The sequence below is a fragment of the Phenylobacterium sp. genome, assembly GCF_035276905.1.
Classification (GTDB): Bacteria; Pseudomonadota; Alphaproteobacteria; order Caulobacterales; family Caulobacteraceae; genus Phenylobacterium.
The window spans coordinates 1-11,217 of record NZ_DATELG010000256.1; the positions used below are offsets into that span (position 1 = coordinate 1).

Consider the following 11,217-nt stretch of genomic DNA (forward strand, 5'->3'; position numbering starts at 1 on the left):
GGCGCGAGGGCGCGACCCAGGCCGCGCTGGTCGCCCTGCGGCCGGACGGGGCGGTCGTGGCGATGGTCGGCGGGCGCGACTATGGCCAGAGCCAGTTCAACCGGGTGGTCCAGGCCAAGCGCCAGCCCGGCTCGGCCTTCAAGCTGTTCGTCTACCTCGCGGCGCTGCGCGACGGCGCGACGCCGGACTCCCTGGTCTCCGAGGCGCCGATCACCGTCGCCGGCTGGAGCCCGCGCAACTATGAGCGCACCGCCGGCGGCGTGCTGAGCCTGCGCGAGGCCTTCGCCGAGTCCAGCAACATCGCCGCCGTCAGGCTCGCACAGAGCATCGGCCGGACCCGGATCGCCGAGGCCGCCCAGGACCTCGGGGTCACGAGCCCGCTGGTCTACGACGCCACCCTGCCGCTCGGCACCTCCGAGATGTCGCTGCTGGAGCTCACCTCCGCCTACGCCGCCGTCGCCTCCGGCCGCATGCCCGTGCAGCCCTACGCCCTGCTGGACGGCGCCGACCGGCCGCAGGCGGCGCCCCGCGCCCTGACGGCCGACCAGCGCGCCGAATTGCTCGACCTGATGAACGCCGCGGTGCAGACCGGCACGGCGCGGGCCGCGCGGCTCGACCAGCCTGTGTTCGGCAAGACCGGCACCACCCAGGAGCACCGAGACGCGGTCTTCGTCGGCTTCACCGGCGACATCATCGTCGGCGTCTGGGTCGGCAACGACGACCACTCGCCGATGCGGGGCGTCACCGGCGGCGGCCTTCCGGCGCAGATTTGGCGCACCTTCGTCCAGAGCGGCCTGGACGCCGGCCTGGTCGAGCGCGTCCACCCTGCGCCGCCTCCGCCCCAGCCCTCGCCCCTGGCGCCGGTGGAGCAGGGGGTCGCCGGCTTCCTGCACCGGGCGTGGGAGAGCCTGTTCGGAAACTAGGTCCCTCCCCATTCAGGGCGGGAAGCGGTTAGGGTGCGCCCATGAAAGCTCTGCCGAACATCCTGACCTCGATGCGCCTGGTGCTGGCCCTGTTCATGTTTGTCGCGCTGGCCGCGGCTGCCGGCGCCGTGCCGTTCCTCGCCGACAAGCTGAGCCCGGACCAGCAGTTCAGCCTGGAGCGCTGGGCGGTGATCGCCTTCGTGACGGCGGCGGTGACCGACTTCTTCGACGGCTGGCTGGCGCGCAAGTTGAACGCTGTCAGCGTCTGGGGCGCGATCCTCGACCCGATCGGCGACAAGGTGCTGGTCTGCGGGGCGGTGCTGGGCCTGCTGGCGCTGGGACCCCAGCCGATGGTGGTGCTGCCGGCGGGTCTGATCCTGTTCCGCGAGTTCACCGTCAGCGCGCTGCGCGAGGTCGGCGCCGGAAAGGGGATCAAGCTGCCGGTGACGACGCTCGCGAAATGGAAGACGACCCTGCAGCTGACCGCGCTGGCGCTGGAGTTGTTCGTCGCCGCCTGGGCCGCCTTCCACCTGCCGGACGACCCGGCGCTGCAGGGGCCGGTGACCGGGCTCGCCCACGGCCTGTTCTGGCTGGCGGCCGTCGTGACGATCGTCACAGGCGCGCAGTATTGGGAGCAGACGCGCAGGGCGTTGCAGAACTGAGCCGCCGATGAAGGGCCGGGGGGAACATCTCAAACGTCTGATCCGCCGGCCCAAGCTGCTCCAGCGGCTGGGGCCGGGCCTGATCACCGGGGCGGCCGACGACGACCCCAGCGGCATCGCCACCTATTCCCAGGCGGGCGCGGCCTTCGGGCTGAACATGCTCTGGACGGTGGTGCTGACCTATCCTTTGATGACGGCGGTGCAGTCGATCTGCGCCCGCATCGGCCGGGTCACCGGCAAGGGCCTGGCCAGCAACCTGGCGGAGATCTTCCCGCGCCCCGTGGTGCTCGCGCTGGTGGCGCTGCTGTTCGTCGCCAACACCATCAACATCGGCGCGGACCTGGCCGCCATGGGGGCGGCGGCCCAGCTGCTCGCCGGCGCCGGCGAACGCTGCTTCGCCGTGGGCTTCGCGCTCCTGTCGCTGGGCCTGCAGGTGTTCGTGCCCTACCACCGCTACGTCCGCTTCCTGAAGTGGATGACGCTGGCGCTGTTCGCCTACGTCGGCGTGGTTTTCGCCGTGCGGATCGACTGGCTTCAGGTCGCCGTCGGAACCTTGTTTCCGAAGCTGCAGGGCAGGGACGCGCTCCTTACCGTGGTGGCGGTCCTGGGCACGACCATCAGCCCCTATCTGTTCTTCTGGGAAAGCTCGGAGGAGGTGGAGGAGGAGACCGCCAACGGCGACGGCCCGCTGCTGGCCCATCCTGAGGGCGCGCCCAAAGAGCTCTCCCGGATCTGGTGGGACAACGTCGTCGGCATGGGCGTGTCGAACGTCATCGCCTTCTTCATCATCCTCACCACCGCCGTGGCCCTGCACGCCCATGGCGTGACCGATATCCAGAGTTCCGAACAGGCGGCCGCGGCGCTGAAGCCGATCGCGGGCCCCTTCGCCTTCCTGCTGTTCAGCGCCGGCATCGTCGGCACCGGGCTCCTGGCGATTCCGGTGCTGGCCGGGTCGGCAGGCTATGCGGTGGGCGAGCTGCAGGGCTGGAAGGCGGGGCTGGAGGCCAAGCCCGGCGAGGCCGTCGGCTTCTACGGCGTCATCGCCGCCTCGGTGCTGCTGGGGCTGGCGCTCACCTGGTCGAGCCTCGATCCGATCCGGGCGCTCTTCTGGAGCGCGGTGGTCAACGGGGTGATCTCCGTCCCGATCATGGCCGCCACCATGGTCGTCGCCCGCCGGCGCTCGCTGATGGGGCCGTTCGTCGCGACGCCTGCCCAGACCATGCTGGGCTGGATCGCGACGCTGGTGATGGCGTTGGCGGTGGCGGGGATGGTGTGGACGATGTGAAGGGGGCGGGCGCCCCCTCAGCCAGCTTCTAAACCGCTGCGGCGTACGCCGCGCGCCAGAAGTCCTTGTGCAGCTGCGGCGGGTCGGCGCTGTCGAAGACGCGCTGGGTGAGCAGGATGGCGGTCAGGCCCTTCGCCGGATCGTTGAACCAGGAGGTTCCGAAGCCGCCGTTCCAGCCGTAGGCGCCGGGGGCCACGCCGTCGACATTCGGCTCGACCACCACACCCAGGCCATAGCCCCAGCCGCGGCCGGGCCCGAGGATCTCGGCGCCGTCCTTGATCTGCGCCGGCGTCAGGTGGTTGGTCTGCATCGCCTTCAGCGACGCCTGCGAGATCAGGCGGCGGCCGTCGGGGGCAAGGCCGGTGGTCAGGAAGCGGGCGAAGGTCGCGAAGTCGTCGGCCGTCGAGACCAGGCCGCTGTCGCCGGCGGGGAAGGCCGGCGGCCTGACGTAGCGGCCGTCGGGCTTGTCGAACAGCTCGAGCTTGCCGTCTTGCGGGAAGTAGCCGGTGACGGTGCGGCCGACCTTTTCCTGCGGAATCCAGAAGCCGGTGTCGGTCATCCCGAGCGGTCCCAGGATCCGCTCCTGGAAGACCGCGTCCAGCGGCTGGCCAGCGGCGCGGGCGACCAGCACGCCCAGCACGTTGGAGCCCGCGGTATAGAGCCAGCGCTCGCCCGGCTGAGCCATCAGCGGCGCCTCGTGCAGTCTTCGCATGTAGGCGTCGAAGGTCAGCGGCGAGGTGGGATCGGGCATGCCGAAGCCCGGCAGGTCGGCGACCAGCTTCTGGATCGGCAGCTCGGGATCGAACAGCACGCCCCAGCCCAGGCGGAACGTCAGCACGTCCTCGACCGTGATCGGCCGCCGGGCCGGGACCGTGTCCTCCACCGGCGCGGCCAGCGTCTTGAGCACGCGCCGGTCGGCGAGTTCGGGCAGCAGCGGCTCGACCGGCTCGTCGAGCCGGAGCTTGCCGTCCTCGACCAGCATCAGCGCCGCGACCGCGGTCACCGGCTTGGTCATCGAAGCGAGGCGGAAGATCGCGTCGCGGCGCATTGGCTCGGCTCCGTCGAGCGACATCCGCCCGGCGACGACCGTCTCGGTATCGTTTCCGCGCGACACCAAGGCGACCAAGCCGGGGGCCGAGCCCCGCGCCACATGCCCCTCGAGCAGGGTCTTCATCTGCTGCACGCCCGTCCGGCTCAATCCCATGGATCTGCTCCTTGCCTGCGCAGTCTCCCACCCGAGCGCCGCCGCCGCGCCGATCAGAGCCTGACGGCGATCGAGGCTTGCGAAGGTCTTCATGGCGGGTCCTGTCCTCCTGAGGCCCCAAGGACGTCGGCGGCGGCCAAAGACAGACACCGTGGCCGCAATTTTCGTCAATGATCGTCTGCAGCCGCCCCTGGGCCCGCCGGGGCGATGTTGTGGTCGTCCCCGCTGACAGCCGCCCCTCGCTGCGCAACAACTTGGTCGCGCCAACCGGGAAGAGGAACCCATGCAGCCCCAGGCCAAGAAGCTTCGCGACCTGTTCGCCAGCGGCGAGCACTTCATCGCCGCCGACGCCTACAGCGCCTTGACCGCGCGCATCGTCGAGCACGTCGGCTTCAAGGCCGCCTACCTCGGCGGCCACGCCTGCAGCGCCTTCCACTACGCGGTGCCGGACAACGGCGTCTTCTCCCAGGTCGAGCAGATCGAGCAGGCCGCGCGGATCGCCGCGGCCATCGACATCCCGCTGATCGCCGACGCCGACACCCTGGGCGAGACCGTCGCCGACGCCTTTCACTTCGCGCGCCGCTACGCCCGCTCCGGCGTCGCCGGCATCCACGTCGAGGACGAGGTCAATCCGAAGCACTCGAGCTATGTGAACGGCCTGGCCTCGATCCCCGACATGCAGGCCAGGCTCGAGGCCTGCCAGAAGGGCGCGGGCGATTCCGGCCTGGTGGTCGTCGCCCGCTGCGACGAGCTCTATCCCAACGCCTACCGCGGCGGCGGCAAGGGCTCGCTGGACGAGGCGATCAAGCGCGGCAAGGCCTACATCGAGGCCGGCGCCGACGCGCTGGTGTTCCCGCTGGCGACGGCGGAGGCGACCGCCGAACTCCGCAAGGCGCTCTCCAAGCCGATCGTCGTCCTCGGCGCGCCGATTCCGGGAACCGCCTGCACCCTGCACACCGGCTGGGGCTGGCTGGGCGCGGCCAAGCTGCACCTGGAGCGCGCCCGCGAGCTGTTCGAGACCGGCAAGGTCACCGCCGATCTCAACCTGGCGGAGAAGAACGCCCTGATCGAGCAGGACCTGTTCGACGAGTTGATCACCGACTGGGCGAAGAAGACCGGGCGCGAGACCCGCTAAGGGGACGATCTAAACCACCCGTGGGCGGCCGATCTGGCCTTCGGCGCACTCCAGGGCGGCCCGGTCCCAAACCGCGCCGTCGGCCGCCGCCTCGTAGGCGCTCTGCAGGAAAGCGAGGAGGGCGGCGTCCGGATCCGGCGCGGTCCGCACCGCCTCGTAGGGCAGGACGAACTCGCCGAGCCGCGGCTCCCATCGCGCGCCCGCCGGCTGGATCGGCGCCTGGGCGAAGCCCTCCGGTTGCGGGTAGGCGTAGGAATAGAAGCTCGGCCCGTCCTTTGGGTTGTCGCCCGGCCAGAAGCCGGCGCTGGAAACCTCGTGCGAATAGGCCTCGCGGGTCACCGCGTCGGGCAGGTGCGGAACGCCGCCCGGGTGCAGCGGCGCGCGGCGGCCGGAGAACCGCGTCACCGCCAGGTCCGCCGCGCCCCAGAAGAAGTGCACCGGGCTGCACTTGCCGAGGAACCGCGAGCGGAAGCGGTGGAACACGCCGTCGACCTGCACCAGGGCGCGCCAGTAGGCCGTGGCCGTCGCCGGGTCGTAGACGCGCAAGGCGTGGTCCTCGGCGAAGGGCGTGGCGTCCGGCAGCTCGTTCGGCGCGGCGACGATCCGGGTCGGAACGCCCAGCACGTCCAGCGCCTCCATCACCTCGGCGTAGAAGGCCGCGATGCTGCGCGTGGCCAGCGCTACCTTCTGCTCGCCGCCGTGGGTGCAGCGTACGACCAGCAGGTGGTCGATCAAGTCGAGCTCCAGCTCCAGGCTGGTCTTCTCGCAGGCGATCAGGGAGGTGGTGAGGCCGCGGGCCGAGACGTAGAGGGGCACATGCCAGCCGTGGTTCAACCAGGGCGTCCGCGCGAGCCGCACCTTGCCGGCGATCTGCGCCCAGAGCTGCAGGGTGTCTGCCGTCGGCCGCAACGCCGCATAGGGCAGCGCCGGCCAGGTCATGATCCTGGCCCGCTCATGGCTTGGGCCAGCCATAGGCGACTTCCTGCAAGAAGCCGCTTCCGCGGACGACCTCGCGGTGGCCGATCAGCTTGCCGCCGAGCTGTTCGTAGAGCGAGCGGGCCGGGATGTTGTCGCGCGGCATCCAGAGGGTGAAGCCGACGAGGCCGCGGTCGGTCAGGTCCTTCATCATGGTCTTCATCAGGCTGGTGCCCAGGCCCTGACGCTGGTCGGTCTTCAGCACATAGACCGAGGTCACTTCGCCGGCGTAGCCCTGGGCGGCGAAGGCCGGGTCGCGCTGGCTGCCGCAGGAGCTGAAGGCGACGACCGCGCCGGGGCGCTCGGCGATGTAGACGGTCGACAGGTGGTCGTCGGCCTCGCCCGAAAGGATGCGCCGCCAGGCCGCCTCACGCGCGTCGGCGGTCAGGGCGTCCAGCATCTGCTCGGACAGCAGCCCGACGTAGGTTTCGCGCCAGGTCGCCTCATGCACGTGCGCGAGCGCCTCGGCGTCGTCCACCGTCGCGCGCCTGATCGAATATTGCGGCTGCTTCACGCCTTGCCCTCTCGTTCGATCGTCTCCGCCAAGCCTAACACACAGGACGGGCGTGTGCGCGCGCGGCAGCAATTCTCCTGGGCGCTGTTCAGCTTCACGCCCGCCGCAGTTTCGTCACCCGCCGCGGGCTTGATGCGGCGCGAACCTCCTGACGCGATATTGTCGCGTCGCTCTGGCACGGCCTAATAGCGCGAGAGGTCCTCCCATGCGCCCGCCGCCGACTGCGTCCGACACCTTGCGATCCTCCCTGGGCGGGGCGGTGCGCGCCCATGGATAGCGACTTCGTCCGCGGCCAGACCGGCGGGAAAGAGGCGCCGGCGGACCAGCCGCGTCCCAACGGCACGCCCTTCGAGAGCGTCGTGTTGCTGCTGCAGGGCGGCGGCGCGCTGGGCGCCTATCAGGCCGGAGTCTACGAGGCCCTGCTCGCCGAGGGCGTCGAGCCGAGCTGGATCGCCGGCATCTCGATCGGGGCGGTGAACAGCGCCATCATCGCCGGCAACCCGCCCGAGCAGCGGGTCGACAGGCTTCGCGAATTCTGGGAGCTGGTCAGCAACGGCGACACCGCCTGGCCGAACGGCGGCGCCTGGCCGAACGGCGGCGGTTGGCCGAACCTCGGCTGGCCGACGAGCTGGACCGCGCCCTGGGACCAGCTTTCCGCCGACGGGCCGGTGCGCGGCTGGCTGAACCAGCTCGCCGCCGGCCGGATCATGGCCCAGGGGGCGCCGGGCTTCTTCACGCCGCGCGTGCCGCCGCCCTATCTGCGCGGCGCGGGAAGCCCCGGGGCGACCAGCTGGTACGACACCGCGCCCTTGCGCGCGACGCTGGAGCGGCTGGTCGACTTCGATCGCATCAATTCCGGCGCGTGCCGTTTCAGCGTCGGCGCGGTGAACGTGCGCAACGGCAACTTCGTCTTTTTCGACAACGCCACCGACACCATCGGCCCGCTGCACATCATGGCCAGCGGCGCCTTGCCGCCGGCCTTCGGGGCGGTGGAGATCGAGGGCGAACTCTACTGGGACGGCGGCCTGGTCTCCAACACCCCGCTCGACTGGGTGCTGTCGTCGCGCTCGGAGCTGGACACCCTGATCTTCCAGCTCGACCTCTGGAGCGCCAGCGGCGAGGCGCCGCGCGACCTCTCCGAGGTGGCCACCCGCGCCAAGGAGATCCAGTTCTCCAGCCGCACCCGCGCGGCCACCGACAGCTTCCGCCGCACCCAGCGGCTGCGCTCCTGCTACAACGCCCTGCACGCCAAGCTTCCGCCGGAGCTGGCGGCCTCGCCCGAGGCGCAGCTCCTGGCGCGCGCCTCCGACCCGGCGGTCTACAACATCGTCCAGCTGATCTACCGCTCGCCCAGCTATGAGGGCCAGTCGAAGGACTACGAGTTCTCGCGCCGGACGATGGAGGAGCACTGGGAGGCGGGGCTGCGCGACGCGCACATCACGCTCGACCATCCGGAGGTGCTACAGCTGCCCGAAGGGCCCAACACCGTCCACGTCTACGATTTCATCAGCCCCACCAGCCGCAACAGCCCGGTGCGAACGGAGAAGGATCCGGCATGAGCCTCAAAGACAAGGTCGCCATCGTCACGGGCGCCGCCAGCGGCATCGGCAAGGAGATCGCCCGCCAGTTCCTCGCCGAGGGCGCCAAGGTCGCCATCGCCGACATCAACATCGGGGCCGCCCAGGCGACGGCGGCCGAGTTCGATCCCAGCGGGGCTTCGACGTTCGGCGTCGCCATGGACGTCACCGACGAGGCCCAGGTCGAGGCCGGCGTCGATGCCGTGGCCGGAAAGTTCGGCGGCGTCGACGTGCTGGTCTCCAACGCCGGCATCCAGATCGTCGCCCCGGTCGAGGAGTTCAAGTTCGCCGATTGGAAGAAGATGCTCGCCATCCACCTGGACGGCGCCTTCCTGACCACCCGGGCCTGCCTGCGCCACATGCACCGGCAGGGCCGCGGCGGCACGATCATCTACATGGGCTCGGTGCACTCCAAGGAGGCCTCGGTCCTGAAGGCCCCCTACGTCACCGCCAAGCACGGCCTGGAGGGCCTGGCCAAGGTGGTGGCCAAGGAGGGCGCCGCGTTCGGCGTGCGGACCAACGTCATCTGCCCGGGCTTCGTGCGCACGCCGCTGGTCGAGAAGCAGATCCCCGAACAGGCCAGGGAACTGGGGATCAGCGAGGACGACGTGATCAGGAAGGTGATGCTGAAGGAGACCGTCGACGGCGAGTTCACCACCGTCGACGACGTCGCCCGCACCGCCGTCTTCCTGGCCGGCTTCCCGACCAATGCGCTGACCGGCCAGTCGGTGGTGGTCAGCCACGGCTGGTTCATGCAGTAGGGACTTCGCCCCCCTCGTCTCTAGTCAGCCCGGAAGCCGCCTAGCGGCTGTCCGGGATCCATACGCGCCGATCTCTCAAGCACCTGCGCGGCTTGCGGCGCTGACGCATATGGATCCCGGTCTTCGCTTCGCGAGACCGGGATGACGGTGAAAATAGGCGTCAGCTTCAGCTCATCGGCCCAGGCGGCGGCGGGGGATCGCCCGGAAGGGGGATGAACTCCTTGTCGTCGGCGTCGGGCAGCTTCATGCGGCCGGCCCGCCAGTCGGCCTTGGCCTGCTCCAGCCGCTCCTTGGACGAGGCCACGAAGTTCCACTCGATGAACCGCGGGCCGATCGGCTCGCCGCCCAGCGCCATCACCACCGCCTGGGTGACGGCCCGCACGGTCACGGTCCCGCCGGCCGCGAACACCGCCATCTGGCCGTCGTGCAGCTCGCGGCCCTCGATCTCGACCACGCCGCGGGCGACGTAGGCGGCGCGCTCGGCAGAGTCCGCCGGCAGCTCGGCGACCGCGCCCGGCTGCAGCGCCCAGTGGACGTAGAACAGCGGCGAGAACGTCCTGACCGGCGAGCGCCGGCCGAACAGCTCGCCGGCGATCAGCCGCGCGCTGACGCCCGGCGTCTCGAAGGCCGGCAGCTCGCTCGCCCCGTGGTGGTCGAAGGACGGATCGGTCTCCTCGTCCTCAAGCGGCAGGGCGATCCAGCTCTGGATCCCGTCCATCCGCCCGCCGTGGGCGCGCAGGTCCTCGAAGCGCTCGGAGTGGGTGATGCCGCGCCCGGCGGTCATCCAGTTCACCTCGCCCGGCCGGATCGGCTGGGTGACGCCGGTCGAGTCCCGGTGGGTCATCGCCCCCTCGAACAGGTACGAAAGGGTGGAGAGCCCGATGTGCGGATGCGGCCGCACGTCCACCGACTTCGGAAAGCCCGCGGCGAACTCGGCCGGGCCCATGTGGTCGAGGAAGATGAACGGCCCGACCATCCGCCGCTGGGCGAAGGGAAGCACCCGCCCGACCTCGAACCCGCCGAGGTCCTTGCGCCGCTGGTCGATGACGAGGTCGATCATCTCTTTGGCGGCGTAGACGCAGGCTTTGACGGTGGCGCAGCAGAACCGCCCTTAGGGGGGATCTTCGGGCCGGACGCCGTTGGCGAATAGCCGTCGCGGATGGAGCGCGGCGGGACTGGTTTATTCATGTTCGTCCTCAGCTAGGCCGGACCGTCATGGAAGATCTCAATCCAATCATAATCCGAGGGTCGGAAGAGCGCACCCTTGGACGCTGCGATTGGTTCGACAAACGCGCCATTGCCGTCCAAGCGCCACAGCTCCTCTAGATAGATATGCCCGGATTCAGGTTCCACGGTCGCATACGATTCTTCGCCGAAATAGCCGCCAACCAAAGTCGCGCTCTTCAGATGGACGATGATCCAGCACGGCTCGTTTCGGCTGAAGAAATTGTCCCAGGCAAATCGATGCGGTCCCAGAAGCCAACGTCGCTTGGCGCCAAATCGCTGGCATGCTCGGAAGACGCTAGGCCAGATCACCGGGCCGACGACACAGGTCAAAATGCCAAGGGCCCAGATCAACGGATAGTTGGGAGGTAGCCTCGCCAGTTCATCACTGGCCCACAAGATCGCCCACCCGAAGGCAGCCGCGTTGAGCAGCGAGTACGCAAGCGCGTCGACAATGAATTCTGCCGCTTTGGTCGTCGTGCTTGGTTGGATGAGTCTGTCGACCTTCAAGGAGACGAAGCCCGGCAAAAACAGCGCGACGACGGCCGCAAATTGCGGAAGGGTTAGCGCGACAAGCTTAGCGACATCGTCCACGGTCCCTAGCCCTGCGCGCTCACATAGGTGCTGATCAGCCCCAGCGGGGCGGCCGTGGTGTGCTTCACCGAGCGGATGACGATGCGGCTTTCGATGTTGGAGATCAGGCCCAGAGACAGCAGCCGGTCGCGCAGGAAGGTGTCGAAGGCGTGCATGTCGCGGGTGACGACCCGCAGCTCGTAGTCCGCCGCCCCGGTGACCGTCGCGCACTGCACGACCTCCGGCATCTTGGCGATCGCCTGCTCGAAGGCGTCGAGGTTCTCCTTGGTCGGCAGGCTGAGCTTGACGGTGCAGTAGACCTCGAAGGTCAGGCCCAGCCGCTCGCGGTCGAGGATGGTGACCCGCCGCTGGATGATGCCGGCG

12 protein-coding genes are annotated in these 11,217 nt (G+C 69.7%); 6 read left to right on the forward strand and 6 right to left on the reverse strand.

Annotated features, from left to right (window positions below; all coding sequences use genetic code 11):
* The 3 genes from VJS38_RS12030 to VJS38_RS12040 form a co-directional block, all read left to right on the forward strand.
* The coding region (locus VJS38_RS12030; protein WP_324088388.1) for a transglycosylase domain-containing protein at positions 1-923 on the forward strand (923 nt) is incomplete at its 5' end.
* A 41-nt stretch (positions 924-964) separates the two neighbouring features.
* Entirely contained in the window at positions 965-1,585 is a 621-nt protein-coding gene (pgsA, locus tag VJS38_RS12035) for a CDP-diacylglycerol--glycerol-3-phosphate 3-phosphatidyltransferase (protein ID WP_324088389.1), read from the forward strand.
* A 7-nt stretch (positions 1,586-1,592) separates the two neighbouring features.
* Positions 1,593-2,870, forward strand: a complete 1,278-nt coding sequence (locus VJS38_RS12040) for a divalent metal cation transporter (protein ID WP_324088390.1) — start codon at positions 1,593-1,595, stop codon at positions 2,868-2,870.
* Positions 2,871-2,898: 28 nt separating this feature from the next.
* Here VJS38_RS12040 and VJS38_RS12045 read toward each other — a convergent pair whose 3' ends face one another.
* Positions 2,899-4,167, reverse strand: coding sequence for a serine hydrolase domain-containing protein (locus tag VJS38_RS12045; RefSeq protein WP_324088391.1), 1,269 nt, complete (start codon positions 4,165-4,167; stop codon positions 2,899-2,901).
* Positions 4,168-4,357: 190 nt separating this feature from the next.
* Here VJS38_RS12045 and VJS38_RS12050 point away from each other — a divergent pair, with 190 nt between their 5' ends.
* Positions 4,358-5,209, forward strand: coding sequence for an isocitrate lyase/PEP mutase family protein (locus VJS38_RS12050; protein WP_324088392.1), 852 nt, complete (start codon positions 4,358-4,360; stop codon positions 5,207-5,209).
* Between the two features lie 9 nt (positions 5,210-5,218).
* Here the strand turns inward: VJS38_RS12050 and VJS38_RS12055 are convergent, their stop codons facing one another.
* Positions 5,219-6,181, reverse strand: coding sequence for a DUF5996 family protein (locus VJS38_RS12055; RefSeq protein WP_324088393.1), 963 nt, complete (start codon positions 6,179-6,181; stop codon positions 5,219-5,221).
* A complete protein-coding gene (locus VJS38_RS12060) occupies positions 6,162-6,698 on the reverse strand; it encodes a GNAT family N-acetyltransferase (protein WP_324088394.1) in 537 nt (178 codons plus the stop codon). The genes VJS38_RS12055 and VJS38_RS12060 overlap by 20 nt, the downstream gene beginning before the upstream one ends.
* 269 nt (positions 6,699-6,967) lie before the next feature.
* Between VJS38_RS12060 and VJS38_RS12065 the strand changes: the two genes are divergently transcribed.
* A complete protein-coding gene (locus tag VJS38_RS12065; RefSeq protein ID WP_324088395.1) occupies positions 6,968-8,257 on the forward strand; it encodes a patatin-like phospholipase family protein in 1,290 nt (429 codons plus the stop codon).
* Positions 8,254-9,036 carry a 3-hydroxybutyrate dehydrogenase gene (locus VJS38_RS12070; RefSeq protein ID WP_324088396.1) on the forward strand — a complete coding sequence of 261 codons (783 nt, stop codon included), beginning with the start codon at positions 8,254-8,256 and terminating at the stop codon, positions 9,034-9,036. The genes VJS38_RS12065 and VJS38_RS12070 overlap by 4 nt, the downstream gene beginning before the upstream one ends.
* A 166-nt stretch (positions 9,037-9,202) precedes the next feature.
* Here VJS38_RS12070 and VJS38_RS12075 read toward each other — a convergent pair whose 3' ends face one another.
* From VJS38_RS12075 to VJS38_RS12085, 3 genes are all read right to left on the reverse strand, one after another.
* Entirely contained in the window at positions 9,203-10,096 is an 894-nt protein-coding gene (locus tag VJS38_RS12075; protein WP_324088397.1) for a pirin family protein, read from the reverse strand.
* A 140-nt stretch (positions 10,097-10,236) separates the two neighbouring features.
* Positions 10,237-10,854: a DUF6338 family protein gene (locus VJS38_RS12080; RefSeq protein WP_324088398.1), complete on the reverse strand. Its 618-nt coding sequence runs from the start codon at positions 10,852-10,854 to the stop codon at positions 10,237-10,239.
* Positions 10,855-10,859: 5 nt separating this feature from the next.
* A partial coding sequence (locus VJS38_RS12085) for an Lrp/AsnC family transcriptional regulator (protein WP_324088399.1) occupies positions 10,860-11,217 on the reverse strand: 358 nt, incomplete at its 5' end.

Excerpts from the sequence above, each read along its gene's own strand:
- VJS38_RS12070 (WP_324088396.1), top strand. The coding sequence starts at position 8,254 with ATGAGCCTCAAAGACAAGGTCGCCATCGTCACGGGCGCCGCCAGCGGC.
- VJS38_RS12040 (WP_324088390.1), top strand. The coding sequence starts at position 1,593 with ATGAAGGGCCGGGGGGAACATCTCAAACGTCTGATCCGCCGGCCCAAG.
- VJS38_RS12045 (WP_324088391.1), bottom strand. The coding sequence starts at position 4,167 with ATGAAGACCTTCGCAAGCCTCGATCGCCGTCAGGCTCTGATCGGCGCG.
- VJS38_RS12050 (WP_324088392.1), top strand. The coding sequence starts at position 4,358 with ATGCAGCCCCAGGCCAAGAAGCTTCGCGACCTGTTCGCCAGCGGCGAG.
- VJS38_RS12055 (WP_324088393.1), bottom strand. The coding sequence starts at position 6,181 with ATGGCTGGCCCAAGCCATGAGCGGGCCAGGATCATGACCTGGCCGGCG.
- VJS38_RS12075 (WP_324088397.1), bottom strand. The coding sequence starts at position 10,096 with ATGATCGACCTCGTCATCGACCAGCGGCGCAAGGACCTCGGCGGGTTC.
- VJS38_RS12065 (WP_324088395.1), top strand. The coding sequence starts at position 6,968 with ATGGATAGCGACTTCGTCCGCGGCCAGACCGGCGGGAAAGAGGCGCCG.
- pgsA (WP_324088389.1), top strand. The coding sequence starts at position 965 with ATGAAAGCTCTGCCGAACATCCTGACCTCGATGCGCCTGGTGCTGGCC.